The organism is Muricomes intestini, assembly GCF_004346165.1.
Taxonomy (GTDB): domain Bacteria; phylum Bacillota; class Clostridia; order Lachnospirales; family Lachnospiraceae; genus Muricomes; species Muricomes intestini.
The window spans coordinates 33,386-60,375 of sequence record NZ_SLZZ01000018.1 but is presented as its reverse complement, the minus strand read 5'-3'; the positions used below and the strand labels follow the sequence as shown (position 1 = coordinate 60,375).

General features: G+C 43.7%; 27 protein-coding genes and 2 tRNA genes. 24 read left to right on the top strand and 5 right to left on the bottom strand.

Annotated elements, in window-relative coordinates; genetic code table 11:
* Positions 1 to 127 precede the first annotated feature (127 nt).
* The 16 genes from EDD59_RS12455 (at position 128) to EDD59_RS12380 (ending at position 14,792) form a co-directional block, all read left to right on the top strand.
* Complete coding sequence (locus EDD59_RS12455) at positions 128 to 901, top strand: tRNA threonylcarbamoyladenosine dehydratase (RefSeq protein WP_132382354.1); 774 nt, start codon at positions 128 to 130, stop codon at positions 899 to 901.
* A 140-nt stretch (positions 902 to 1,041) separates the two neighbouring features.
* Positions 1,042 to 2,121 carry a 6-phosphofructokinase gene (locus EDD59_RS12450; protein WP_132382352.1) on the top strand — a complete coding sequence of 360 codons (1,080 nt, stop codon included), beginning with the start codon at positions 1,042 to 1,044 and terminating at the stop codon, positions 2,119 to 2,121.
* A gap of 18 nt (positions 2,122 to 2,139) precedes the next feature.
* Complete coding sequence (gene dnaX / locus EDD59_RS12445) at positions 2,140 to 3,711, top strand: DNA polymerase III subunit gamma/tau (RefSeq protein WP_132382350.1); 1,572 nt, start codon at positions 2,140 to 2,142, stop codon at positions 3,709 to 3,711.
* A gap of 3 nt (positions 3,712 to 3,714) precedes the next feature.
* Positions 3,715 to 4,068, top strand: a complete 354-nt coding sequence (locus EDD59_RS12440; protein ID WP_132382348.1) for a YbaB/EbfC family nucleoid-associated protein — start codon at positions 3,715 to 3,717, stop codon at positions 4,066 to 4,068.
* A 90-nt stretch (positions 4,069 to 4,158) separates the two neighbouring features.
* Positions 4,159 to 4,755 carry a recombination mediator RecR gene (gene recR, locus EDD59_RS12435; RefSeq protein ID WP_132382347.1) on the top strand — a complete coding sequence of 199 codons (597 nt, stop codon included), beginning with the start codon at positions 4,159 to 4,161 and terminating at the stop codon, positions 4,753 to 4,755.
* A 74-nt stretch (positions 4,756 to 4,829) separates the two neighbouring features.
* Complete coding sequence (locus tag EDD59_RS12430) at positions 4,830 to 5,930, top strand: LacI family DNA-binding transcriptional regulator (protein WP_132382345.1); 1,101 nt, start codon at positions 4,830 to 4,832, stop codon at positions 5,928 to 5,930.
* Between the two features lie 336 nt (positions 5,931 to 6,266).
* Positions 6,267 to 6,920 carry a fructose-6-phosphate aldolase gene (gene fsa / locus EDD59_RS12425; RefSeq protein WP_132382343.1) on the top strand — a complete coding sequence of 218 codons (654 nt, stop codon included), beginning with the start codon at positions 6,267 to 6,269 and terminating at the stop codon, positions 6,918 to 6,920.
* 132 nt (positions 6,921 to 7,052) lie between these two features.
* Positions 7,053 to 7,889, top strand: a complete 837-nt coding sequence (locus EDD59_RS12420; protein ID WP_132382341.1) for a transketolase — start codon at positions 7,053 to 7,055, stop codon at positions 7,887 to 7,889.
* Entirely contained in the window at positions 7,877 to 8,824 is a 948-nt protein-coding gene (locus tag EDD59_RS12415) for a transketolase family protein (protein ID WP_132382339.1), read from the top strand. The genes EDD59_RS12420 and EDD59_RS12415 overlap by 13 nt, the downstream gene beginning before the upstream one ends.
* 218 nt (positions 8,825 to 9,042) lie before the next feature.
* Complete coding sequence (locus tag EDD59_RS12410) at positions 9,043 to 9,801, top strand: transposase (protein ID WP_132382337.1); 759 nt, start codon at positions 9,043 to 9,045, stop codon at positions 9,799 to 9,801.
* A 92-nt stretch (positions 9,802 to 9,893) separates the two neighbouring features.
* The gene (locus tag EDD59_RS12405; protein ID WP_132382335.1) at positions 9,894 to 11,036 is read left to right on the top strand and encodes a LysM peptidoglycan-binding domain-containing protein; all 1,143 of its coding nucleotides are present in this window, start codon (positions 9,894 to 9,896) and stop codon (positions 11,034 to 11,036) included.
* Between the two features lie 174 nt (positions 11,037 to 11,210).
* Positions 11,211 to 12,404, top strand: a complete 1,194-nt coding sequence (locus EDD59_RS12400; RefSeq protein WP_132382333.1) for a DUF5711 family protein — start codon at positions 11,211 to 11,213, stop codon at positions 12,402 to 12,404.
* 8 nt (positions 12,405 to 12,412) lie between these two features.
* Positions 12,413 to 13,231 carry a CvpA family protein gene (locus tag EDD59_RS12395; RefSeq protein WP_132382331.1) on the top strand — a complete coding sequence of 273 codons (819 nt, stop codon included), beginning with the start codon at positions 12,413 to 12,415 and terminating at the stop codon, positions 13,229 to 13,231.
* A gap of 50 nt (positions 13,232 to 13,281) precedes the next feature.
* On the top strand, positions 13,282 to 14,310 hold the full coding sequence (locus EDD59_RS12390; protein WP_132382329.1) for an XdhC family protein: 1,029 nt from the start codon (positions 13,282 to 13,284) through the stop codon (positions 14,308 to 14,310).
* Between the two features lie 302 nt (positions 14,311 to 14,612).
* Positions 14,613 to 14,685 (top strand) — tRNA-Ala (locus EDD59_RS12385).
* A gap of 35 nt (positions 14,686 to 14,720) precedes the next feature.
* Positions 14,721 to 14,792, top strand: a tRNA-Asn gene (locus EDD59_RS12380).
* A gap of 59 nt (positions 14,793 to 14,851) precedes the next feature.
* Here the strand turns inward: EDD59_RS12380 and EDD59_RS12375 are convergent.
* From EDD59_RS12375 to EDD59_RS12360, 4 genes are all read right to left on the bottom strand, one after another.
* Positions 14,852 to 15,901 carry an NAD(P)-dependent alcohol dehydrogenase gene (locus EDD59_RS12375; protein WP_132382327.1) on the bottom strand — a complete coding sequence of 350 codons (1,050 nt, stop codon included), beginning with the start codon at positions 15,899 to 15,901 and terminating at the stop codon, positions 14,852 to 14,854.
* 107 nt (positions 15,902 to 16,008) lie between these two features.
* Positions 16,009 to 17,094, bottom strand: coding sequence for a sugar ABC transporter substrate-binding protein (locus tag EDD59_RS12370; RefSeq protein WP_132382325.1), 1,086 nt, complete (start codon positions 17,092 to 17,094; stop codon positions 16,009 to 16,011).
* 30 nt (positions 17,095 to 17,124) lie between these two features.
* Positions 17,125 to 18,099 carry an ABC transporter permease gene (locus EDD59_RS12365; protein WP_132382323.1) on the bottom strand — a complete coding sequence of 325 codons (975 nt, stop codon included), beginning with the start codon at positions 18,097 to 18,099 and terminating at the stop codon, positions 17,125 to 17,127.
* Positions 18,100 to 18,101: 2 nt separating this feature from the next.
* Complete coding sequence (locus tag EDD59_RS12360) at positions 18,102 to 18,812, bottom strand: ATP-binding cassette domain-containing protein (RefSeq protein WP_330572102.1); 711 nt, start codon at positions 18,810 to 18,812, stop codon at positions 18,102 to 18,104.
* A 32-nt stretch (positions 18,813 to 18,844) separates the two neighbouring features.
* Between EDD59_RS12360 and EDD59_RS12355 the strand changes: the two genes are divergently transcribed.
* The 4 genes from EDD59_RS12355 to EDD59_RS12340 all read left to right on the top strand — a co-directional run bounded on the left by EDD59_RS12355 (position 18,845) and on the right by EDD59_RS12340 (position 22,133).
* A complete protein-coding gene (locus EDD59_RS12355) occupies positions 18,845 to 19,519 on the top strand; it encodes an ROK family protein (protein WP_132382321.1) in 675 nt (224 codons plus the stop codon).
* A 189-nt stretch (positions 19,520 to 19,708) separates the two neighbouring features.
* On the top strand, positions 19,709 to 20,770 hold the full coding sequence (locus tag EDD59_RS12350; RefSeq protein WP_132382319.1) for an NAD(P)-dependent alcohol dehydrogenase: 1,062 nt from the start codon (positions 19,709 to 19,711) through the stop codon (positions 20,768 to 20,770).
* A gap of 103 nt (positions 20,771 to 20,873) precedes the next feature.
* Entirely contained in the window at positions 20,874 to 21,797 is a 924-nt protein-coding gene (locus EDD59_RS12345; RefSeq protein ID WP_132382317.1) for a CobW family GTP-binding protein, read from the top strand.
* Between the two features lie 3 nt (positions 21,798 to 21,800).
* Positions 21,801 to 22,133 (top strand): aconitase family protein, encoded by a 333-nt coding sequence (locus EDD59_RS12340; RefSeq protein WP_243117417.1) that lies wholly within the window; start codon positions 21,801 to 21,803, stop codon positions 22,131 to 22,133.
* Here EDD59_RS12340 and EDD59_RS12335 read toward each other — a convergent pair.
* Positions 22,089 to 24,092, bottom strand: a complete 2,004-nt coding sequence (locus tag EDD59_RS12335) for a beta-galactosidase (RefSeq protein WP_132382313.1) — start codon at positions 24,090 to 24,092, stop codon at positions 22,089 to 22,091. The genes EDD59_RS12340 and EDD59_RS12335 overlap by 45 nt on opposite strands.
* 364 nt (positions 24,093 to 24,456) lie before the next feature.
* Between EDD59_RS12335 and EDD59_RS12330 the strand changes: the two genes are divergently transcribed.
* The 4 genes from EDD59_RS12330 (at position 24,457) to EDD59_RS18460 (ending at position 26,985) form a co-directional block, all read left to right on the top strand.
* Positions 24,457 to 25,278 carry an AraC family transcriptional regulator gene (locus EDD59_RS12330; RefSeq protein ID WP_132382311.1) on the top strand — a complete coding sequence of 274 codons (822 nt, stop codon included), beginning with the start codon at positions 24,457 to 24,459 and terminating at the stop codon, positions 25,276 to 25,278.
* Between the two features lie 144 nt (positions 25,279 to 25,422).
* Positions 25,423 to 26,043 (top strand): superoxide dismutase, encoded by a 621-nt coding sequence (locus tag EDD59_RS12325; protein WP_132382309.1) that lies wholly within the window; start codon positions 25,423 to 25,425, stop codon positions 26,041 to 26,043.
* A 268-nt stretch (positions 26,044 to 26,311) separates the two neighbouring features.
* The gene (locus tag EDD59_RS18465; protein ID WP_330572100.1) at positions 26,312 to 26,614 is read left to right on the top strand and encodes a hypothetical protein; all 303 of its coding nucleotides are present in this window, start codon (positions 26,312 to 26,314) and stop codon (positions 26,612 to 26,614) included.
* Positions 26,578 to 26,985, top strand: coding sequence for an Ada metal-binding domain-containing protein (locus EDD59_RS18460; RefSeq protein ID WP_330572099.1), 408 nt, complete (start codon positions 26,578 to 26,580; stop codon positions 26,983 to 26,985). The genes EDD59_RS18465 and EDD59_RS18460 overlap by 37 nt, the downstream gene beginning before the upstream one ends.
* Positions 26,986 to 26,990: the final 5 nt, after the last annotated feature.

Below are 26,990 nucleotides of genomic sequence, written 5' to 3'. Positions count from 1 at the left end.
AGCGGTCTTACTGTTTAACGAAAACACAAAACTGACTGCGGATAAAACTATAGAGTACTTTATATGACTGTAACTATTCAGGAGGGCGGAAATAGTTGCAAATTTGTTTCATTGAGGAGTTATAGAGATGTTAAATCAATTTTCGAGAACTGAGCTGCTTTTTGGAAGGGAAGCCATGGAAAGGCTTGCAGGCTCAAGGGTTGCCCTGTTTGGTATCGGCGGGGTCGGGGGGTATACGGTAGAAGCACTGGTACGAAGCGGTGTGGGGACGGTGGATCTGATTGATGATGACAAGATCTGTCTGACAAATATCAACCGTCAGATTTATGCCACGCGTAAAACTGTAGGCAAATATAAAGTAGATGTGGCGGCAGAACGGATTGCCGATATTAATCCGGATACCGTTGTACACACCTATAAGACTTTCTACACCCCTGACACAGCGGGACAGTTCAACTTTACAGAATATGATTATGTTGTGGATGCCATTGACACAGTGACCGGAAAGCTTGCACTTGTAGAAAATGCAAATGCTGCAGGTACGCCGATTATCAGTTCCATGGGAGCAGGAAATAAGGTTGATGCCACTGCTTTTGAGGTAGCTGACATTTACGAGACTTCTATTTGCCCACTTGCCAAGGTTATGCGTCGTGAGCTCAGAAAAAGGGGAATTAAAAGCCTGAAGGTTGTTTATTCTAAAGAAGTGCCGATTGTACCTATCGAAGATATGGCAATCAGCTGCAAGGCACACTGCATCTGTCCTCCGGGGACAGCACGAAAATGTACCCAGCGCCGGCAGGTGCCCGGAAGCAATGCATTTGTTCCGTCTGCTGTGGGGCTGATGATAGCAGGTGAAGTGATTAAAGATCTGGTGGGGTACGAGGCTGTCTCTGCCAGATAAGTAAGATTACAGAAAACAGACATCAGGAGCTGCCGGGAAACCTCGGACAGCTTTTTCTTGTTACGCAGTTTAAAATAGGGTATAATCATAAAGATGAAAAAGCTTTGCCTTATGGTATTTTCAAAAAGGAGGGTTCGGGTATGCTGAGAATAGGAATGTTGACCAGCGGAGGAGACTGCCAGGCATTGAATGCAGCCATGCGGGGCGTGGTAAAGGGTGTGTGCTCTACGAGGGATGATGTAGAGATATATGGTTTCAGAGACGGGTATAAAGGGTTAATTTATGGCAATTTTGATATGCTGACTGCAAAGAATTTTTCGGGGATTCTGACAAGAGGCGGAACTATTTTAGGAACTTCAAGGCAGCCCTTTAAGCTAATGAGGGTGCCGGATGCAAATGGTCTGGACAAGGTATCGGCTATGAAGCATACATTTAATAAGCTGAGCCTGGATTGTCTGGTTATACTGGGAGGAAACGGCACTCATAAGACGGCGAATCTCTTAAGAGAAGAAGGATTGAATATTATTACACTTCCGAAGACTATAGACAATGATCTGTGGGGAACCGACATGACCTTTGGATTTCAGAGTGCTGTGGATATTGCCACGGATACGATTGACAGAATCCATACTACGGCTACTTCACACAGCCGTGTATTTATTATAGAAATAATGGGACATAAAGTAGGCCATGTGACTCTTAACGCAGGAATAGCCGGAGGCGCAGATGTAATTTTGATTCCGGAGATCCCTTATAATATTGATGCGATTACAGCGGTGATCCAGAAACGGACCGTGGTGTCTAAGCCATTTACCATACTGGCGGTGGCCGAGGGGGCTGTTTCCAGGGAAGATGCAAAGCTGAAGAAGAAAGAGTATAGGGAAAAGGTGTCAAAACGAAAATACCCATCTGTAGCCTATGAGCTGGCGGAGCAGATTCAGCAGAAGACTGACAAGGAAGTGCGCATCACTGTTCCCGGACATACGCAGCGGGGAGGGTCTCCATGTGCCTGTGACCGTGTGATTGCCACCAGAGTGGGTGCTGCGGCTGCGGAGCTGATTCTGAAGCAGGAGTACGGATATATGATTGGCATAAAGAATGGGGAAACGGCAAAGATTCCTCTTCAGAATGTAGCAGGGAAGCTGAAAACGGTGGATCCTGACTGCAGTCTGATTCAGGAGGCCAGGAGAATTGGGATAAGCTTTGGAGATGAAATTTAAGAATCAGAGGTGTAATTTATGTCGTACACGGCGCTTTACAGAAAATTCCGCCCTTTATCATTTGAAGATGTGAAGGGCCAGGATCATATTGTTACAACTTTGCAGAATCAGATCAAGGCAAACCGTATCGGGCATGCATATCTGTTTTGCGGGACCAGGGGAACTGGGAAAACCAGCGTGGCGAAGATATTTGCCAGAGCGGTAAACTGCGAACACCCGAAAGATGGAAGCCCCTGCGGGGAATGTGGGATGTGCAGGTCCATCGCTGCGGGAACCTCCATGAATGTGATCGAGATTGACGCCGCTTCCAACAATGGGGTGGACAATATCCGTGAAATACGTGAAGAGGTGGCTTACCGCCCTACGGAAGGGCGGTACAAGGTCTACATTATAGATGAAGTGCATATGCTTTCCATAGGCGCTTTTAATGCCCTTTTAAAGACATTGGAGGAACCTCCGGAATATGTTATTTTTATACTTGCAACTACAGAGGTGCATAAAATACCGATTACCATTCTTTCCCGGTGCCAACGGTATGATTTCAAACGAATCAGCATCGATGTCATTGTAAACCGTCTGAAGGAGCTTATGGAAACCGAGCAGGTGGAGGTAGAGGAGAAGGCCCTCCGCTATGTAGCGAAAGCGGCAGACGGTTCTATGCGTGATGCACTCAGCCTTCTGGATCAATGTATTGCATTTCATCTCGGAGAGAAGTTGACCTATGAGCAAGTGCTGGATGTGCTGGGGGCTGTGGATACAGATGTGTTCAGCAGACTTTTACGCAATATTATAAAACGGGACATACCTCAGGTTCTGGACACAGTGGAAGAGCTGATGATGGAAGGCAGAGAGCTGACACAACTTTCTGCAGATTTTACATGGTATCTCAGGAACTTGCTTCTGGTGAAAACATCTGATAATATAGAAGATGTGTTAGATGTATCTACGGAGAATATGCTTCAATTAAAAGAAGAGGCTCAGATGATAGAGCCGGATATGCTGCTTCGGTATATTCGCATTTTTTCTGAACTGTCAGGACAGCTGAAATATGCAACGCAGAAGAGGGTCATGCTTGAAGTTGCGCTGATTAAGCTCTGCACGCCGGCCATGGAGGTGGAGCAGGATACGCTGCTTGACCGCATACGCTCCGTGGAGGAAAAGGTAGAGCAGGGGGCCCTTGCGCCTACCGTGCAGGAGCGGGCTGTGTACAGGGATCAAGCGGGAAGAGAAAGCGGCCAAAAGGTTCCAAAACCGGAGCTTCCCAATGCTATTCCGGAAGATATCCAGGAGGTTGTGAAGAACTTCAGACCCATTGCGGATGAGACATCCGGAATGCTCCGGACATTTCTGAAGAAGGCAAGGCTCAGCTTGGGCGGGGACAACAGACTGCTGATTGTTATGCCCGGCACATTGGAGGCAGACGTGGTCGGCAAGGAGGAGCACAGACAGGAGCTTGAAGGGCTGATTGAGAAGCGGATAGGAAAAAGAGTAGAAGTGGAGGTCCGTCATGTAGAAGAAGGACGGCACTTTGAAGATACATTTGTGGACATCGAAAAGAAGATTAATATGGAAATAACAGTGGAGGATTAAGTTATGGCAAAAAAGGGTGGTTTTCCGGGGGGCGGAGTCCCAGGGAATATGGCAAATCTGATGAAGCAGGCACAAAAGATGCAGAGGCAGATGGAAGAGCAGACAAAGGAGCTTGAGACAAAAGAATTTACTGCGGCAGCAGGCGGCGGTGCTGTAGAAGTTACAATATCCGGCAAGCGGGAAGTGATGAAAGTAAAGCTGCAGGAAGAAGTTGTGGATCCGGAAGATATAGAGATGCTGGAAGACCTGATTGTGGCGGCGACGAATGAAGCACTTCGAAAGGTGGACGAGGAATCCAGCTCCGCAATGAATAAGCTGACAGGCGGACTCGGCGGAGGAATGCCAGGGATGTTCTAACCAGTTCAGCCATGCAAATTTTCAGACAACGGAGCTCAAAAGGGTCAGACCCCTTTGAGCTCTCTGTTCATTTTACAGGAGTGAATTTAAATGGATTATTACAGTAATCAAATCAGCAGGCTGATTGAGGAGTTTTCCCGTCTGCCCGGAATTGGGACGAAGTCTGCCCAGAGGCTGGCGTTTCATGTTATTAATATGCCAAAAGAGCAGGTGGAAAGCTTTGCCAGGTGCCTTGTGGAGGCCCGCAATAATGTGCGGTACTGTGCCCAGTGCTGTACATTGACGGATCATGAACTTTGTCCGATCTGCAGTAACCCGGACAGGGATCAGAAGACAATCATGGTGGTAGAGACTCCCAGAGATCTGGCGGCTTACGAGAAAACAGGGAAATATAACGGTGTCTACCATGTACTTCACGGGGCGATTTCCCCTATGCTTGGTATTGGCCCGGGGGATATTAAGCTGAAAGAGCTTATGGAACGCCTTCAGGGCGATGTGGACGAGGTGATTATTGCGACGAACTCCAGTCTTGAGGGAGAAACGACTGCGATGTATATCAGTAAGCTGATTAAGCCTGCAGGGATTAAGGTGAGCCGGATTGCCAGCGGGGTTCCTGTGGGCGGCGATTTAGAGTATATTGACGAGGTAACACTTCTTAGGGCTTTGGAAGGCAGGACGGAGCTTTAGTACACTGTCTCATTGATATTTTGCTGAAGGTCAATGAGACAGCACACTGAAAGAGACTTTGAGGATGTGAGATTATGTATAAGAAGAAAGTGACATCTTCGGATGTGGCGCGAAAAGCAGGAGTTTCCCAGGCAACCGTCTCCATGGTGCTGAATAAAAAATACAATGTTTCATTTTCTAAGGATGTCATACGAAAGGTGGAGGAAGCGGCGGCTGAGCTTGGCTACGAACTGCCGAAGAGGAAGCACCATACGGAAAATAAGCGGGAGAAGCTCCTGGTGGTATTTTGTCCCAATCTGACTAATCCTTATTATGTCATGCTGCTGCAGGGGATTGAGTCCAGGGCAACAGAACAAGGATTCGGGCTGTTTGTTTGCAATACCCAGAGAAACCTGGAGTTGGAAGAGCGGTATCTGAAAATGATGCCATCTCTGAATCCTCAGGGAGTTATCTACACCTGCAATCCCAGCCGGTGTTTCATGCCCTCTGTGGAGGAGCTTTCAGCGCAGATTCCTTTTGCGATTATCAATAATCAGAATGAAAAGCTAGATGTGGATGCTGTGGAGCTCGACAATTCCAAACTGGGAAGGATCATGGCAAAGCATCTTCTGGAATTGGGACATCAGCATGTGGGATATATTGCGCCGCCTCTGACTGTAAGACAGAAACAACGGTCCAAGAGGGTGGAAGGTTTTCTTAAGGAGTTTAAGGATGCAGATCTTGGGAATAATGTGATTATTAAGGCGGCCAACGAGAAGATGGACAAGGATGTGCCGGGAATTGATTCAGAATACCGCATTGGGTATGATTTAACTAAAGAGCTTCTTGCAGAGCACGAAGAACTGACTGCCATCGTGGGACTCAATGACATGATCGCTTTTGGAATACTGGATGCTCTCTATGATGAAAAATATAAGGTTCCCGGGGATATGTCTGTTATGGGGTGTGATAATACTCTGTTTGCGCGGATGCAAAAAATATCACTGACGACGATAGAGCATTTTGTGATTTATAAAGGCCGGGATGCCTGTGATATTATTATGAAAAAGATTAAGACCAGAGACAGACAATATTCGGAAATGGAGCCCATAAGCATTTACCACGTGGAGTATGAGCCGAGAATTGTCATAAGGGGGACTACGTCATATCCCAGAGCCAGGAAAAGGAAGACATAATTATTCAGAACCAAGAAAAGTAAAGGTATTCTCACTACATCTGCTTGGTTCTGAGCGGTCACAAAAAATTAATTTAATAAGAAATATTATTAATAATAATTTGGCGTTTGAAATGTATCAGGCCTTTGACCTGCACTTAAAGTACTGTAAAAGATATAAAGGAATATTCTATATTAAAATCCATGATTCAAAAATACTGGAAATTCAACTAATAATTTAGATATATTAGTTGACAAAATCATTAATAATTTACAGGCCTATTGACCCATCTGTTCGCGGCAGCTATAATTAGCATTAGGAAAACAAAGGATTTTAGTTCTAAGAGGAGGAACGGACATGAAATTTTTTATCGACACAGCAAAGGTAGAAGATATTAAAAAAGCAAATGATATGGGCGTTATTTGTGGAGTTACTACAAATCCCTCATTAATAGCAAAAGAAGGACGAGTTTTTGAAGAAGTAATTGCAGAGATTGCTTCTATTGTGGACGGCCCTATCAGCGGTGAGGTGAAAGCCACAACTACAGATGCAGAGGGTATGATTGCAGAGGGAAGAGAGATTGCAAAGATTCATAAAAACATGGTAGTTAAGATTCCGATGACAGTGGAAGGATTAAAAGCCTGCAAGGTTCTTTCTTCCGAAGGAATCAAGACAAATGTAACATTAATTTTCTCGGCAAACCAGGCTCTTCTGGCAGCAAGAGCAGGAGCCACATACGTATCCCCGTTCCTGGGACGCCTGGATGATATTTCTGTTCGCGGGACGGACTTAATTGCAGAGATTGCTGAAATTTTTGCAGTAGCGGGAATTGAGACAGAAATTATCGCAGCAAGCGTGCGCAACCCGATTCATGTAACAGACTGTGCACTTGCAGGTGCAGATATTGCAACCGTGCCATATGCAGTAATTGAGCAGATGACACATCATCCGCTGACAGATGCCGGAATTGCAAAATTCCAGGCAGATTACAGGACAGTTTTTGGTGAATAATTTAACAATCAAGGTAAAAGGGGTCAGACCCCTTTGAAAATTCATGTGGCACTCTGCCACAGCGAGATGAAGCGTAGCGGAATCGAGCTGATGGTTGAACTGTTACAAGAACTTATAAACAGGAGGAATTTCATGAATAAGCTAGAATTGATGAAGACTGCAAATGAGATCCGCAAAGGTATTATAACGGCAGTGCACAGTGCAAAGTCTGGACATCCGGGCGGTTCCCTCTCAGCAGCAGATATTTTTACGTATCTTTATTATGAGGAACTCAACGTCGATCCCAAAAATCCGAAGAAACCGAACCGCGACAGATTTGTATTATCTAAAGGGCATACAAGCCCGGGGCTGTACTCCACTCTGGCGCACAAAGGCTTCTTTCCAGTTGAAGATTTAAAGACATTCCGCCATACGGGTTCTTATCTCCAGGGACATCCGGATATGAAGCATATACCTGGTGTGGATATGACATCAGGTTCTTTGGGGCAAGGAATTTCAGCAGCAGTAGGCATGGCAATTTCAGCGAAATTATCCGGTGATGATTACAGAGTATACACTCTGGTTGGTGACGGCGAGCTTCAGGAAGGCCAGGTATGGGAGGCTTCCATGCTGGCAGGGCACAGAAAGCTGGATAATCTAGTGGTCATTGTGGACAACAATAACCTTCAGATTGATGGTGCGATAGATGAGATAAACTCTCCTTACCCTATTGATAAGAAATTTGAAGCATTTAATTTTCACGTTATCAATATTGACGGAAATGATTTTGATCAGATTGATGCTGCATTTAAAGAGGCAAAAACTGTAAAGGGATGCCCTACGGCGATTATTGCAAAGACGATTAAAGGAAAAGGTGTTTCCTTTATGGAGAATCAAGCTTCATGGCACGGAGCTGCCCCGAACGACGAGCAGTATAAGGTAGCAATGGAAGATTTAGAGAAAGTAGGTGAAGCATTATGTCAGAAGTAAAGAAAATTGCAACAAGGGAAAGCTATGGCAATGCTTTGACTGAATTAGGCAAGGAGCATGATGACGTAATCGTGCTGGATGCAGATCTTGCAGCAGCTACGAAGACAGGCGTATTTAAAAAAGCATTTCCTGAGAGACATATAGACTGTGGTATTGCAGAGGCAAACATGATGGGTGTAGCAGCAGGAATTGCAGCCACAGGGAAAGTGCCGTTTGCAAGCTCATTTGCCATGTTTGCGGCAGGGCGTGCATTTGAACAGGTGCGTAACTCCATAGGATACCCCCATCTGAACGTAAAAATCGGAGCAACACATGCAGGGATTTCTGTAGGAGAAGACGGCGCTACACATCAGTGCAATGAAGACATCGCCCTGATGCGCACAATCCCCGGAATGGTTGTCATTTGCCCCTCCGATGACGTAGAGGCAAGGGCGGCCGTAAAAGCGGCATATGAGCACAACGGACCAGTTTACCTGCGTTTTGGAAGACTGGCAGTCCCCGTCATCAACGACAACTCGGATTATAAATTTGAACTCGGAAAGGGCGTGGTCCTTCGGGAGGGAAAAGATATTACCATCGTTGCGACAGGACTCCCCGTGTCAAACTGCCTTGCAGCAGCCGATAAGCTGGCAGCGGATGGGATAGAAGCAAAGGTCATCAACATCCATACAATTAAGCCGTTGGACAAAGAATTAATAATTGCAGCAGCAAAAAAAACCGGCAAAGTTGTTACAGTTGAGGAACATAACATCATCGGCGGGCTGGGAAGCGCAGTATGCGATGCCCTGGCAGAAGAGGCTCCCACAAAAGTAATGAAAATAGGAATCAATGACACTTATGGAGAATCCGGTCCGGCATTAGAGTTAATAGAAAAATACGGGCTGGGTGTAGACACCATATACGAAAGAATAAAGAAATTCCAAAAAGGGGACTGACCCTTTTGCCTACCATTTTCAGAATAGTTTATCAATTTAAAAGACAGATTGCCCCCTCGGCAGATGATATAGAGGGGGGAGTCTGTTGGCTAAAAAGGGGACTGACCCTTTTGCCTTCCATTTTCAGAATAGTTTTACAATTCTTCTGCTCCATCTCGGAGCAAACATTTCACAAAAAAAATATTTAAAATCTAATCATACATTTTCAAGGAGGATGCATGTCAAGAGACAAACGAAGAGAAAGCGGGACAGGAGTCTATCATGTTGTAATGAGAGGAAATAATAAGGAAAAAATATTTGACAAAACCAGTGATAAAATTCAGTTTAAGAATATTTTAAAGAAGGAATTGAACGAATATCCAGTTACAGTTTTTGCTTATTGTATTATGACAAACCATATTCACCTTATGCTGGAGGCGGAGTACAAGGTGCTTCCCAAATTTATGCAGCGTGTAAATTCGACATATGCGGAAGGATATAACAGTAAATACGACAGATGCGGCCATGTATTTCAAGGACGCTACTATAGTGATTGTGTGGAAACCGAGGAATATTACTGGTGCTGTCTGCGTTATATTCATAACAATCCGATAAAAGTATATCTTGCAGGAGAACCTTTTGATTACCGCTTCAGCAGTGCGGGAGAGTATAAGAATGAGACTTCAGAATTGATAGGAGAGATGGCTTTTAAGATGTTAAAAACACGTTTTCAGAACATGGATGATTTTTGGAGATTTCACCGTCTGTTTGAGCAAAAATCTTTTCTGGACACCGTTGAAGATGAACAGATTCATAATGCTGAAAGAGTCAGAATATTTACGGAGAGGTATCTGTTCGATAACCGCATAGAGGAGATTGAGATTTTGCTGACGGTAGGCCCTATAAGGAGAAAGTTTATCGAGGCCTGCAGACGGGAGACCGGGTTGTCCGAAAGAAAGATTGAGAATATTCTGAAAACGGCCGGCAAAAGGGACTGACCCCTTTTGTCGAACGCACCTGACACTAAGTGATAAATTCAGCCTTTTCGTTATGCTATGCTTTAGAAAAATTTTATTCAGAGGTGAGTGTAATGGAGAGACAGATTCCTAAGAATGTACGTCAAATCGGGAATGTAAGTGACAGCCCGAAGATTTACGTGGAAGATTATGTGGATACTTTTTTTGCCCAGTTATGCGAAAAAGCGGGGGAGGAACCGATAGGGGCATTTCTGGTCGGGGATATGCAAAAGACAAATGATGAGGAATACGTTTACATATATGGAGCAATTCAGATTCATGATCTGAAAATGTCGGACAAGGAGTATGTGATAGATGACGATGCGTGGAAAAGAGCCTATGAGGAATGTAAACAGTATTTTGAGGATGGAGAGATGCTTGGATGGTTTGTGGCCCATCAAGGGGTGCCGCTGGAGCCGGAGCACAATACGGTAAAGTTTCATAAGAAATCCTTCCCGAAAAAGAATTCGGTCTTTATTATGAAAGATCCTGTGGAGAAGGATGAGGCATACTACGTCCTGAAGCTTAATGATCTGATGGAAATAGGCGGGCACTATACATATTATGAGAAAAACCCGTGTATGCAGAACTATATGATCTCGACTAGAAAGAAGAATGGGGTGTGTGCCTCGGAAACTTTTGAAGATAGAGCTGCAAAGGACTTTCGTAGTCTGGTTAGAACCCGCGAGGAGCAACAGCACCAGAAGAGAACCAACCGGCTGATGTATGCGGTCAGTGCGTGCCTGGTATTAGTTGTTATCATTATGGGAGTTACAACTCTGAACAATTTTGATAAAATGAAATCAGTCCAGAGTACTCTAAATAATCTCTCAGATTCATCTTCGTCCGATACTCAGTCGGTCAAGACCAAAGAAACAAGTGGAAACGTCACTGCTGTTACAAATGAACCATCGGGGCAGCAGATTGAGGAGGACAAGCAGTCTGGTGAAGAGCAAAAAGATGAAAATGGACAAGCCGATGAAACTTCTGGAAATAGCCAGATTTCAAATACCGACACTCAGGATACCGACGCATCCACGACAAGTTCGGGTGCGAACGGAGATGATGGCGTGTATATAGTGGAGCAAGGTGATACTCTGGCTGTTATCAGTAGGAAGACATACGGAGATGTAAGCCATGTGGATGCAATTTGCAAAATGAACGGCCTTACTGATGGGAATCTGATTTATGTAGGACAAAAACTAGTTTTGCCATAAATTATTGTTTCAGCGAAGACTTTCATGAATATGAGAAATATGATATAATGCTCTTACTTGGCGAGGTAGTTTCGAGCCTAGAAAGACATATACCTAAACACTTAGCGAGGTAGTTTTCGAGCTTAGTGTTACGGTATAATATTTCGATAAGACGTACGAAGTAAGAGGTTTAAAATGACGCAAAAGAAAAATCCGCATTTGAGGTTAGCAAAACCGGTGGACATGGACAAGCTAAAGCAGGCAGCAAGGCACCGGAAAAAAGGCAAGCTTAAAACGGGGACAATTATTACGGTTTTGGCAATCATGATTGTTGCAGGGACCCTCCTGCTGGTGAAGAATCATTCCTACACCAGAGTAATTAAAGCAGCAGCCTACACCAACGAGACAGAGGACAACAATCGATACGTTCAGTTTACAGGTGGTATTGTCCGGTACAGCCGGGACGGAATCGTATTTCTGAACAGGAAAAATGAAGAGCAGTGGATTCAGCCCTGCCAAATGAAGACCCCGGTAATTGATGTAAATAAAGACGTGTTTGCCGTGGCCGACAGCGGCGGGAATTCTATTCTCGTATTTACAGAGGATGGACTTAAAGGCGAGATAGATACGTCTCTTCCGATTGAGAAGATATCAGTTTCCAACCAGGGGATTGTAAGTGCCATTTTGAAAAATGAAGACACCCCCAGGATTGTATCCTATGATGCAGCCGGAAATATTCTGGTGGAGCACCGGGTCACTTCCGGCAAGACAGGCTATCCTTTGAGTCTGGATATGTCTCGTGACGGGACAATGCTGGCAGTTTCTTATCTTTCCACAGAAGGCGAGAGTATGAAATCAAAGGTTGCATATTATAACTTTGGCACTGAGGGAAAGAGCCGGACAGACAATGAAGTGAGTATGAAAGAATATGACGGGGTTATCATCCCTGAAGTATATTTTATGGATGACTCTACCTCCGTGGCGGTAAGTGACAGCTCCTTCACTATATATAAAGGGAAGGACACTCCCAGGAAAGAAAAGACCGTCAAGATTGACCAGGAAATTCAGAGCACATTTCATACGGACAAATACATAGGCTTCACACTTTTGAATAAAGATAAATCAGGATACGAGGCGCGGCTGTATGATAAATCCGGAAGAAAGGTTATGAATAAAGCTTTTAAGGGAGAATACAGCAATATCAAGATGGCGGGCGGCGAGATTATCATGTTCGATGGCACCAGGTGCTGTATTATTACAAAAAATGGCATTCAGAGATTTTCTGGACATCTGAAAACCAATGCTTTAGAGATTATTCCCTCCTGGGGCATTAATAGATACCTGGTGATAAACGCAAATGAATTAAGAGTAATTTATTTAGCGAAATAGGAGAAAATATGGATAATTGGTTATTGATAGCAGTTGGAGTAATTTTCTTAATAGGAATTGTGACAGGATTTGTGAGAGGTTTTTTCAAGATAGGGCTCTCCATTCTCTCAACAGTGCTGACCATTGTGCTTATGATATTTTTGAATCCATATGTGGCAGAAGCGCTGACAAAATATACGCCTATTGACGACATGATAGAGGAAAAGTGTATTGAGGTGTTTATGCCTAAGCTTTCAGATGAGAGGCTTGGAAAAATAGACTTAAGTGGAACACCCCTTGCAGGCTTGAATAAGGAACAATTGACAGATCTTGGCAGCCTTGACTGGGAGAGCATGGGAATTGATGAGAAAGATGTCCTAAAGGTTCTGGGGGAAATACCGAAGGATGAGCAGATAAAGCAGATAGAAGGATCAGCTTTGCCTACCTTTATGAAGAATGCTATATTAGAAAACAATAACTCGGAAATTTATAAGACATTGGGTGTTACCAGCTTTACAGAGTATATAGCCACCTACATTGCACAGATGGCGATTAAACTGTTATCCTTCCTGGTGACATTTTTACTGGCGATTATTATCGTAAGGGCGTTGATGGCGGCTGTAGATATTATCGGGGAACTTCCGGTATTAGGGATTTTGAATCATATCGCCGGGGGAATTCTGGGAATTGCAGGTGCCTTGCTTTTTGTGTGGATTGGTTTCCTTGTCATTACGGTAGCATATTCCACGGCGTTTGGAAAATCATGCTTTGACATGATAGAAAGCAGCCAGATACTGACATTTTTATATAATAAAAATATTCTGCTTCAGAAATTGCTAAGGTTTTGAAAAGCTGCAGTTACAAATGAAAACTGTGTTTACGGCAGGAGGAAAATACTATGCTGGATTTATATAAAAATATAGAAAATTGTGATCCGAGTTCTCAGAATATGGTGCTGACTGTTCTGGAGGGCGAAGCTTTTGGCGAGAAGGCATTGATTTCAGACGGGCAGATAGTCTGGGAGAGCCGGGAGGCAGGTCTTTTCACACAGTACAAGGAAGAACTAAAAGCAGATTTCAAGGGAAATACAACAGTAATCGGAGAACAAAAAGTTTTCTGTGACAGTCTTGGACAGGAAAAACAGCTTGTTATCTGCGGCGGCGGACATGTCTCCATACCTGTGATTCAAATAGGAAGCATGATGGGATTTGCGGTGACTGTGCTGGAGGATCGCCCCCAGTTTGCAGACAATGCCAGAAGGGCAGGTGCATCCCAGATTATCTGTGAACCTTTTGAAAAAGGGCTGAATAAAATTCCGGGAAATGAAGATACTTTCTTTGTGATAGTAACAAGGGGACATCGCTACGATCAGGTTTGTCTGGAGAGAATTGTAAAAAAGAAACACGCATATATAGGAATGATCGGAAGCCGCTTAAGGATACGCAGAGTGAAGGAAGCATTGCTTGAAAATGGAAGCGACAAAGCTATACTGGATCGGGTCTATGCTCCGATTGGGCTGGACATCGGCGCGGAGACACCTGCAGAGATTGCAGTTGCGATTATGGCCGAAATCATTGAAGTTAAGAACAAGAAGAAAAGAAATTACGGCTACTCAAAAGAATTAATGAGGGCCATTTTAGATGAAGAATCATGTCCGGGCAGAAAAATTCTTGCCACGATTGTAGCCCGCCAGGGTTCTGCACCCCGTGCAGCAGGAACTAAAATGCTGATTCTTCCTGATGGAAGGACGATAGGAACTATCGGAGGCGGATGTATGGAGTCCGATGTGCTGCAGAAAGCGCTGGTGATGATTCGGAGCGACGCACAAGAACCAAGGCTCTGCCGTGTAGATATGACAGGGCAGGATGCGGAGGACGATGGTATGGTGTGCGGAGGTGTTGAGGATGTTCTTCTGGAGGTGATTTGAAGTAACAGTTCAGCCATGCGAATTTTCGACAGCGTAGGCAGGAGAAAGCTTGCTTTCGTATGCATATGCTGCCGAAAATTCATATGGCGCTCTGCCACAGCGAGATGAAGCGCAGCACATGTCCTTGGTTAGCAACCGTAGTGTGGTTGTTTAACAAGGACGGTACCCTTGGGGTGGAATCGAGCTGATGGCTGAACTGTTACTTTGAAGTAACAGTTCAGCATGAAAAGTGCACAAAATATATTGACAATTCCCATGGAATATGATATCTTGTAAAAGTTGTTTGAAACAATTCGTTCCATGGGGGATTAGCTCAGTTGGGAGAGCGCCTGCCTTGCAAGCAGGAGGTCACGAGTTCGACTCTCGTATTCTCCACTTAAACCTGATAAAAGATTGTCAGGCACATATATTCCTCGATAGCTCAGCGGTAGAGCATTCGGCTGTTAACCGAAGGGTCGTAGGTTCGAACCCTACTCGGGGAGTTATGAAGGGGCTGTCGCATTTTGGTGCGACAGCCCCTTTAATGAACCTGTTCAGCAAATTAATTCACCTTAATCACTGCTTTCACAAGATCCGTCTTGTTATTCACAGCTTCCTTATAAGCTTCCTGAATGTTCTTCAACTCAAATTCATGGGTTACAATGCTTTTAACGTCGATAGTGCCGCTTGCTACGGCTGAAATCGCTTTTGGGAAAATATTCTTATAGCGGAATACAGACTTAATGGTTGCCTCTTTATCCATAATCTGGGCGAAATTGTACGAAATTTCCTCCTGGGAGGAAATTCCCACCAATGTAATGGTTCCCCCTCGTCTTACAAAAAATGGAGTCTGTGCAATCGTAACAGCAGAACCGGCTGTTTCAAATACTACATCAAAGCCCCTTGTTCCCACCAGCTCTTTTACTTTCTCAAAAATATCTTCTTTCCCGCTGTTGATTACCGCCGTAGCACCTAACTCCAAAGCTTTCCCCAAACGCGCATCCACTAGATCAGCTACAACAATTTGTGCGGCTCCCCGGGCCTTACATGCCAGAAGCGTTACAAGTCCGATACACCCCGCACCTAGTATAATAATCGTATCACCCGCATTTACATTTCCCTGCTCTGCAGCATAAAATCCAACTGACAAAGGCTCAATTAATGCTCCTTCCTTTGTTGAAACATTATCTGGAAGTTTAAAACACATATCCTCGGGAAATACAATAAATTCTTCATTGCATCCCTGCACCGGAGGGGTAGCAAGGAAGGCTACATCTGGACAGAGATTATAATGCCCTGATTTACAAGCTTCACATTTTCCGCAGGTAATCCCTGGTTCTAATGCTACCCTGTCCCCAACCTTTAAGTGTTCCACCTCTTCTCCAACTTCAACAATTGTACCTGCACATTCATGCCCCAGCATAAAATCCTGCGACAAGTCCACCTTGTATGCCCCGCAGTTACCGCTGTGGAAATAGTGAATGTCAGAACCACAGATACCTACATATTCAATAGAAACCAATACCTGGCTCTTTCCTACTTCCGGGACTGGAATTTCTTTCATAATCATGTTGTCTCTTCCCCGCATAAACGCGCCCTTCTGCATTTTCATCAAAATATCTCCTTCCTTAGTCTTCTTTATTCGTAAAACTGCCTGGCAACAAACATTACCAGGCAGATTCTACAATATTCCATACTTCCGAGGAATCATATCCCCTGTTATTCGTTCAATAAACCGTCATCCGCAATTTCACCATTATCAATATATATTTGGATATATTTTTGAACATTATCCTTATTAATCTCAGGAGCATCAACGAAATCACTGACCTCTGTAACATCCATCTCACCATTTACTATTTTTTCTGCATATTCCATATTTTTCTTTGCCAGGTCTGCCGCAGACTGCAGAGCGGTAGATGTAAGTAATCCTTCTTGTATCAGTAGACATCCCTGTGCGGTACCGTCTACACCATATGCAAGGAAGCTTGGTGTGCCGTCATCCTCCACATATTCCTTGTCATCTCTGATTGCTTCAATTGCACCTGCTGCCATATTATCATTCATGGAAATGATCGCATCAATATGTGTTCCTGACTGTACCCAGGATTCCATGAGAGTCAGGGCCTCATCGCTGTTCCAGTTTGCATAATCTTCATAAAGAATCTCAACATCCGGTCTTTTGTCAAAGAAATATTCTGTCCACGCTTCCCTTCTCTTATCTGCATGATAGTTTCCGGATGGTCCTTTTAGCACGACAACTTTGGCATTTTCGGGTACTTCTTTCACAGCTCTGTCCGCACTTACCTTTGCCTGTGCTACAGGATCTGCATCTACTGTACCGGTTCCTTTCATAACTGAGTTGTCATCGCCTCCTTCCAGATCACTCTGGTGTGTCGTAGGATTTGTCGTAATTACCGGTATGCCGGTATCAACTAACTGCTGCACGTAAGGCGCCTGAGCAGAATTATTATTAGATTGGACAATCACAAGATCATACTTCTTTGTTACACAATCCTCCAGCAATCCATTCTCCTTATTGTCATCCCCCTCACCGCTTACACAGGTCAATTTAATATCATCATAATTTTCCGCTTCTTTTTTCATCTCAGAGGTCAGCCATGCTGCAAACGTGTCTGCGCTGGCACGTGCTACAAAGCATACTCTTTTCTTATCTGAATTCTCTCCTGCAGGACTGCCGGAAGAGCCGTCAGACGTTCCCTCCTTTCCACTTCCGCCACAGGCTGCCAGTGTTACTACCATGGCTGCTGACAACAGTAATGCACAAATTTTCTTTGCTTTCATAAAACATTTCCTCCTTAAAATTTTATTTACTTATTTGCCTTTCGTTTCTTTTACAACAATTACCTTATGAGACTTCTTGGATTTACTTACTACGTCAAATGCAACCGCAAGGACGATAATAGCACCTTCAATAATCTGCTGAATATAGGAATTAACTCCCAACAGGTTCATGACATTTTCCAAAAATCCAATAATAAATGCACCGGCTATTGTACCGCTCACTGTACCAATTCCACCTGTAAAGGAAGTTCCTCCGACGATAGCTGCTGTAAGCCCTGTCATTTCATATCCAACAGCCCCATTTGGAAGTCCTGCATTGTTACGGGCCATAAAAATCATTCCAGCAAGTCCAACCATGAGTCCGTTTAAAATGTAAGATATGTAGATACTTCTCTTTGCGTTAATACCGCTCGCTTCCGCAGCCGGACGGCTGCCTCCGATCGCATATAAGCTGCGCCCGTACCTGGTGTTATTTACCAGATACCATATAACGACGGTAACCCCTATTACAATGATCACAGGTACCGGAATTGGTCCAATCATGCCTTGTCCTATTTTCACAAATTTCCCTAACTGCAGAATATTCTGTCCCCCTGTGAAATACAGTGCCAGCCCTCTGGCTGCCTGCTGCATACCAAGTGTGGCAATAAAGGCCGGTACATTAAAATGTCCTACGAAAACAGCATTGATTATATTGCAGATAACTCCGGTAAGCAATGCGACAATCAGTGCAAGAATCATAGATTGTGTTGACTTAAAAACAGAAACAGAGAAGACCCCGGCAAGTGCCAGTACAGATCCCACTGACAGGTCTAAAAACCCGCTAATTATTAACAGCATTTCACCGTAGGCTATCAGAATGCCTACACATAACTGCCTGGTAACATTAATTAAATTGCTATATTGCAAAAAATATGGGCTGATAAGGCTGCAGACAATAAATAGGACAATCAGCACAATAAAAATACTTAGCTTTTGTATATAATGCGATGTTTTCGATTTCATGTTTACGCTCCTCCCGATGAATCCTCATTCACTAATCCGGCTGCATGCTTCATAATGGTTTCCTGTGAAAATGCATCCTTTGATATACAGCCGCTGATCCTTCCCTGACACATAATATAAATCCGATCACACATACCGATTAATTCCGGCAATTCAGAAGAAACCATGATGACCGCTTTATTTTCTTTGACAATATCAGTAATCAGTTTATAAATTTCAAACTTGGCACCAACGTCAATGCCACGTGTCGGTTCATCCAGGATCATGATATCCGGATTGCAGAGCATCCACCTGGACAGCAGCACCTTCTGCTGATTCCCTCCCGATAAGCTAGAAATAGCCGTATCAAGTGTTGGTGTCTTCACATTCATCTTAAGAAAACTTTCTTTTACACCTGAGCGTTCCTTTGCCCTGTGGGCGTATCCTCCATAAATAAACTGATTCAGACTTGCCAGGCTGGCGTTTTCCATAACACTTCTTACCGGAACAATTCCATCATCACGTCTGCTTTCAGAAAGCATAACCAGCTTGTGTTCAATACTGTCACTGGGACTTTTGATCTGTGTTTCTTTTCCTTCAATCCTGATGACTCCGGAATCATGCGGATCCAGCCCGAAAACTGCACGCATAGTTTCAGTTCTGCCGGCTCCTACGAGTCCTGCAAATCCCACAATTTCACCCTTTCTCACATAGAAACTGATATCTTCAAACACACCCTTCCGGGTAAAATGTTCTACTTCCTGTTATTATTGGACCGGATCAAAAGTCCATTACTTACGCAACAGTTATACATGCATCCTCTAATATTTATGAAAAGTTTTCCCGATACCTTGATGCGCCCATTCTGCTGTTCAATGATTCGAATTCTGCCGGTCTTGCAGAAAGCTGGAGAGCGCACTATACAGAGCCTATGGTCTACCTTTCCCTGAGCAGCAGCGTGGGGGGCGCAAATATGAACAATCAGAAAATTTATACAGGGGTAAACTGGAGGGGATGTGAATTCGGGCATATGACAATCATTCCACATGGAAAACGCTGCTATTGCGGACGATATGGCTGTCTTGATGCCTACTGCTCTTCCAATATACTATCTGACTTTACCGGCGGTGATCTGAAGAAATTTTTTACAGAACTGGAACTGGAACATAATAGAGGGCTAATGAATGTATTTGATGATTATATGGATCATCTTGCCATTGCCGTGAATAGTCTGAGAATGTGTTACGACTGTAACGTTGTACTGGGCGGACATGTAGGTGCGTATATGTCAGACTATATTAATATCTTCCGGAAGAAGGCTATCTCTCTAAATCCTTTCGAACAGGACGGCTCTTTTATCCGTGTTTGCCATTACCGTACAGAGGCTTCTGCTGTAGGGGCCGCGATTTATTATATCAATGAATTTTTGCAGGCCTTTTAAAAGAATTAAAATGTATGTTAAAGGAAAGCGGACAGGGGAATCCGCTTTCCTTTTTGTTTAGTAAGGTTTTTGAGTTGATGCTAGCATAATTGTTAAATGAATAACATTCTGGTTGAATATGTGATTTGTTAGTGCTATAATGTTAATTGGAAATGATAAAACTTTAACAATATGAAAGGAGCTTGAATTATGAAAGGCTATGCGATGTTGAAAATCGGAGAATCAGGTTGGATTGAGAAGGAACGTCCAAAATGCGGACCATTGGATGCTATTTGTAGGCCATTGGCATTAGCTATTTGTACATCGGATGTACATACGCTGTGGGAAGGTGCTATTGGAGAGCGTCACAATATGATTCTTGGCCATGAGGGATGTGCAGAAATTGTGGAAGTGGGAGAATTAGTAAAAGATTTTAAACCGGGTGACAGGGTACTCGTTCCTGCAATTACACCTGATTGGAATTCATTAGAAGCACAGGCCGGGTATTCAATGCATTCCGGGGGAATGCTGGCAGGATGGAAGTTCTCAAACTTTAAGGACGGCGTATTTTCTGAGTTTTTCCATGTAAATGATGCGGATGGAAACTTGGCGCTTTTACCGGATAATATTAATACAGTAGATGCATGTATGTTGTCTGATATGGTTCCCACGGGATTCCATGGAGTAGAACTGGCAGATGTACAGTTTGGAGATACGGTTCTCGTAATAGGAATCGGCCCAGTTGGACTGATGTCTGTTGCCGGTACAAATATGCGTGGTGCATCTAGAATTATTGCAGTTGGAACAAGACCGGTTTGCATAGAGGCTGCAAAAGGGTACGGCGCAACAGATTTTGTAAGTTATAAGGATGGACCGATTTATCAACAGGTGCTGGATATGACAAATGGAGTTGGTGTAGATAAGGTTGTCATTGCTGGCGGTAGTGTAGATACATTTGCAGAAGCCGTAAAGTGCTTGAAACCAGGCGGAAAGATTGGTAATGTAAATTATCTTGGCTCCGGGGATAACATCGATATCCCTCGCGTTGAGTGGGGCGTTGGGATGGGACATAAACAGATTAATGGAGGCTTGATGCCGGGCGGACGCCTTCGTATGGAAAAACTGGCTGCCTTGGTTACTGCTGGAAAATTGGATCTGTCACCACTGAGCACACATATTTTCGAAGGATGGGATCATTTGGAAGAGGCATTGTTTTTAATGAGGGACAAGCCTGCCGAGCTGATTAAACCTGTAATAAGAATTGAGGAATAATCGAAACCAGTAAAAATAGGAAAGTTAAATTTACCAAGGAGTATGCCCGAAAGCTGCGAAGAGCTTTTGAGTATGCTTTTTGGGTAAAGCAGAAAGATGGACTATGAAGATATTAATTGTATCTGGCTTCCTCGGTGCTGGCAAGACAACATTTATTCAGGCATTGGCAAAATACACAGGCAGGGATTTTGCTGTGTTGGAAAATGAATATGGTGCGGAAGGAATTGACGGTGAACGTTTATCACGCGGGATGGCAAATGAGGAAGTCAATATTTGGGAGATGACAGAAGGCTGTATCTGCTGCTCCGCTAAAGGTGATTTTGCCGCTTCTGTTCTTACCATTGCAAATGTGGTGAATCCGGAGTATTTGGTAGTAGAACCGACGGGAGTGGGAATGCTGGGAAAGATTGTAGAGAATTTGCAGCGGATTGAGTATGAGCACATTTCTCTGTTATCACCGGTTACGGTGGTCGATCTTCACAGTTTTCAAAGATATATGCGGGAATATCCGGAACTGTACCGCGGTCAGATTGAAGAGGCAGGCACAGTCATTGTGTCCAAGACGGAACAAGCAGGAAAGGAAGAGAAAGAGCAGATACAGGCAGAACTTGAGAAATTGAACCAGTCAGGAACAATCATAACAGAACACTATTCGACGATGTCAAGAGAAGCTTGGCTGAGGCTGCTGGAAACCAAGTATGATGGCAGTAAGATCAAAGAAAGCCGGGAAGAACAGGCAGCACTTCCGGATTCCTTTTCTATGTCAAAGGTTTATGTACAGTCACCGGAGCTGTTGCTCTGTTTTTTGGAAGATTTAATCAGAGGAAAGTTCGGAGATATTTTCCGGGCAAAAGGTCATTTCCTTGCAGGAAAACGAACATTGAGCTTTGATGTGTCAGATGGAAGGTATTGTGTGACGGGGACAGATGCCGAGACGGATGGAAAGGTAGTATTTATTGGCAAAGACATTCACAGGCAGGAGATTCGGCGGTATTTTTTTCGGAAAATAATGCATAGTCCAAGATGAATCTTGCCATGGTGTCATAAAAGCAGATATGATATAAAACATCTGCCCTATTCTATCAAAATCCTGTTGGAGTCTATCAGGCAGTGTGATGGCTATGTCATTACAGAAGAGCATATCCGCAGCCTTGCCAACTGGAATAACGGGGATGCTTCAGAAACTGAGGTTCCGTTTAAACCTGCAAGGGTTATTTTACAGGATTTCACGGGTGTCCCGGCAATCGTTGACCTGGCTTCCATGAGAAAAGCTATGCAAAAGGCAAATGGAGATACCCATTCCTCACTGCCAATATATTTATGCAAATTTTATGAAAATGATTTTCACATCATACTTTTTTAACTGTAAACCTTCTTTCAGCACCTCATCGTTTATCAGATCTCTTTCTCCCGCAAACTGCGGAGGAAGTTCTTGTGGTTCATCTTTAAAGTTTATTACAAAATGTAACCGTCCGGTATCTGTCTCGCGGTAAGTAATTTCGAGTTGTGTTTCTGTATCAATAACAGGGGATATTTTAGCATCAGTGACTGCCATGTTAAGTATTTTACTCAATGCTTCTTCATCACAAACGGTGCCTATATAATAGGTCTGCCCTTCCCCAAAAGGATTCCTCGTTACAGAGGGTGTTCCTGAATAAAAGTCGCTGGTATATTCGGCAATCATCTCTGCGCTTTCCAAATGAATAATATCACACAGCATCCGGCAGCCGGCCTTCATGCCGTCCTTAAAAGCAACAGTATTCTTCTGTTCCGGTGCCAGAGCATCAATTTCTTCGACCCATACACCGGCGAGACTGCGGAGCGGTCCGGGGTATCCGCTAAGATAAACGTTATCGGACTGATCGACAAGTCCGCTCATGAAGCCGGTAACCAACGTACCACCCCGGCGTACAAACTTTTCCAATGCATCAGCCACCCCTTCTTTTATCATGTACAGAACCGGGGCAATCACCAGATCATATTGCTCAAAATTGTCATCCGTAGGGATTATATTCACTGCAATGTTTTTCTTATAAAAATATTCATAGTATTGATGAATCTGCTCTACATATTTCAAGTCTTTATGAGGACCGCTGGTGTATTCCAGCGCCCAGTAGTTATCCCAGTCAAAGATAATCCCTACCTTTGCTTCCTTTACGCTTCCTGGGATATATCCATTGAGTTTTTTCAGCTCATTTCCTAACTGCGCAACCTCCCGAAATACTCTTGTATTTTCATGCCCAGCATGTTCAATAACTGCACCGTGGAATTTTTCACACCCGCCGACGGAACGCCGCAGCTGAAAAAATTGAATGGTATCGGCCCCATGTGCCATTGCCTGGTAGCTCTGTGCTCTCATCTGTCCAGGCTTCTTAAGCGAATTATACGGCTGCCAGTTCTGCTGGCTCGGAGTCTGCTCCATGAGCATGAAAGGCATTTTCTTGACTCCGCGCATCAGATCGTGACACATGGCATTATAGCTCCACGGTGTATTGTAGCTTGGATAATTATCCCATGAAACAATGTCCACTTCTTTCGCCCACTTAAAGTAATCAAGCCCCTTGTATGTTCCCATCATATTTGTTGTGACCAGTGCCTCAGGCTGATATTGTTTAATTGTATCACGCTCTAGTTTATAATTTTCCAGCATGCTGTCAGACATGAAACGGTGATAATCTATTGAAATTCCGGCAAATGCTGTTCTATCGTCTTCCAGTCCTTCGCTTAGAGCATTCGGGAGAACAATTTCATCCCAGCTGTAAACAGTATGTCCCCAGAACTCAAGATTCCACGCTTTATTAAGATTAGCCAGAGTGCCATATTTTTTGCGCAGCCATACCCGGAATGCTTTTTCACAATAGCACTCTCCGCCGTATTCGTTATTCACATGCCAGCAGGTAACATGTTCATTATCACCATAGTGTTTGACAAGCCGTGTCACCAGCTCTTTCACATATTTTTGGTAAACCGGGCTGTTGGGGCAGGCATTGTGCCGCTGTCCGAATTTATGATGCCGCCCCTCATAATCTGTCCTTGCAACTTCCGGGTAACGTTTTACCATCCATGCCGGCAGTGCAGAGGTTGAGGTTCCAAATACGATATTATAGTTTTCTCTGCATAGCATGCTCACAATTTGGTTCAGCTCGGAAAAGTTATATACTTCTTCGGAGGGTTGGATCTTTGCCCATGAAAAAACATTGATGGTAGCACTGTTGATTCCTGCTTTTTGAAACATTCTCATATCTTCGTCCCAGATTTCTCTTGGCCATTGGTTTGGATTGTAGTCGCCTCCATATAAAATTTTCTTAAACGTCTGTTTCATTACGCACCTCCTATTTTATGTAACAGTTCAGCGATGTGAGATGAAGCACACCGGAATTGAGCTGATAACTGAACTGTTATTGTTTCATCTTTGACATATTATGATGTAGGGGTCAAAAGGTATTTTGCCCCCTGATACCTACGGATTGCTCCGCACTTTGTGCTCCCCCAATCCTAAAAACATTCGAAATCCGCCCTACTCGGGCTACTTTCTCATGTTTTGCGGGTCCCAAAGTCATGCTTTTTCATGCAAGCATGAAACGCATGACCTTTTGGCCCTGGTATCATATTATATCTCATCTGGACAAGAAAAAGTGTTGTGTGTTAAACTAAATAATATCGTATAATGAAACAAGGAGATTTTTATGCCGATTTTTTTTAATCCATTTCCGCATGATGCGCCGCTCACAGTGGAAAGCATCGGAAATAACTGGACACAGGAGCCGGTTCACAGAAGAGAAGGATTTCCCTATTACCACTGGCTCCAGACTGAATCCGGATGCGGAGAAATACTGGTAGAAAACAAAAAGATGGAGCTCAAAAAGGGAGATGGCATACTGCTGTCACCATGTATTCCCCATTCCTATGTAAAAAAAGAAGGCCAATGGCAAACGTCTTTTGTAACTTTTTGCGGCAGTCTGGCACCTCACATAAATGAAATTATTGGAAATGCACCGTATATTTTGGTGATATCTCCGCAAGCACATTATTATAACAAATGGATTTCGCGGCTGATTCATTCCTTTCAGGAGCAACAACTAACAGCAGCTGCTCTCTCAACAGAATGCTATAACTTTTTACTGCACTTTTCACAGATTTATCAAGCCGGTGACTTACAGGTCCAGCCTCTGTACAAACGATATGTGGCTCCGGTTATCAAAAAAATCGAAGAGAATTATGATGAACAAGTCACCACTGAAGATTTGGCCGCAGCGGTATATATTTCGTCTCAATATCTTAACCGTTTATTCCAGCGGTTTACGGGCTGTTCCGTATATGTCTATCTGACTAATTATCGAATGAATAAGGCAAAAGAACTTTTGATGAATCATTTAAATTTAGAAATACAGCAGGTACATTATAGAGTGGGATATACTAATATCAGTCATTTCATTGCATCATTTAAAAAACATACAGGTTATACACCATTGGAATTTCGGAAAATATATGGAATTCCAGGTATTTAGTTATAAGAGGAATGATTATTCTGGAAAGGAAAGGTTTTATTCTGAAAATAATAATTATTACTTGACACTTTCAGACAAGTGCTGTATTATATACTCATAAGTTAGATATAACTAACTATCATTCTATAAAAGGAGGATTGGCTTATGTATACACAATATAAATTACCTTATTCTTACGATGCTCTGGAGCCCCATATTGATGCTCTGACAATGGAAACTCACTATTCCAAGCATCATGCGGCCTACACAAAAAATCTGAACGACGCAGTGGAAAAGGCGGGGATTAATAAGGGTATTGAAGCATTGTTATCTTCACTGGATTCTATTTCAGATGAGGCGCTGCGCAAGACTATTCGCAATAACGGCGGCGGGTATTACAATCATAATCTCTATTTTTCTACAATAGGGACTAATGGCGGCGGGGAGCCGGCCGGGGCTTTTGGAAAGCTGCTGGCTAACGAATTCGGAGGGTTTTCATCTTTTCAGGATAAGCTGAGTGCTCTGGCTATTGGCCAGTTTGGCTCCGGCTGGGCATGGCTGTCAGCAGACCGTGACGGTAAGCTAAAGCTTTCTTCCAGTCCGAATCAGGATAATCCGCTTATGGAAGGGACAGGATTTGTTCCGATTCTGGGGATTGACGTCTGGGAACATGCTTATTACTTGAAGTACAAGAATGTCCGTGCCGATTATGTAAAGGCTTTTTACAATGTAATAGACTGGAAAGCAGTGGCGGATAATTACGAACGGGTCAAAGGTGGCAAATAGGAAGCCATGTACCCGGCTGAATATGGACGTCTAATTCCTATCTGGTATAGGTTACGTTTTTCTAAGAGTCTTGTGAAATAAAGGGATTGTCGATAGCGGCAATCCCTTTTGTAGTTTGCCCGACATGCAAAAGGGGTCTGACCCTTTTGGAGTATGAAGTGTATTTACTTAATTGACTGAACGGAAATTCTGATGTAAAGTTTATAATTGTGGATATTTACCGAAAGAAGGAAACTGAATAAAATGCAGATGAAAAAGAGGGATATATTTGATACATAAGTGCAAAAAGCAAATATTTCTGGTGATTGCGGCGGCAATTGTTCTCACAGGCTGTGGAAGTAAAGTCAGTACTGTATCCGACACACCCGGCATATCATCAGATATAGTGTCTGTAGAGGACATCCCGGATTATTCGGGGGAGGCCTCTGTGGAGGTGAACGACAACGAGCCCTATTTTACCGAGGAGGAAAAGGAGAATACCACATCTTTTGAGAGTTATAGCTCCCTGGATTCTTTGGGACGGTGGCAGATTATGTGGAAGAGACCGATAATCATGTGTTGTACAGGGTAACTCCTGTTTTTACCGGGGATAATTTGATCGCCGATGGGGTTCTTATGGAGGGATGGTCGGTAGAAGATGAGGGAGAAGGAATCAGCTTCAATGTCTTTGCATATGATGTGCAGCCTAGTGTTGATATTGATTATGCAGATGGAGACAGTCAGAAGTCCAAAGTGGATCCTGCATATACAGACAGCCAGGAATCCGGGGAGGACTCGGCAGAGCAGAAGTTATACATTATCAACGAAAATACGGGAAAGTTTCATAAAGCGGACTGTCCCAGTGTATCGGCGATGAAAGAGAAGAACAGACATAAATTTACAGGTGACAGACAGGACTTGCTCCGACAAGGATATGAACCATGTAAGAACTGCAATCCATAAGAAGG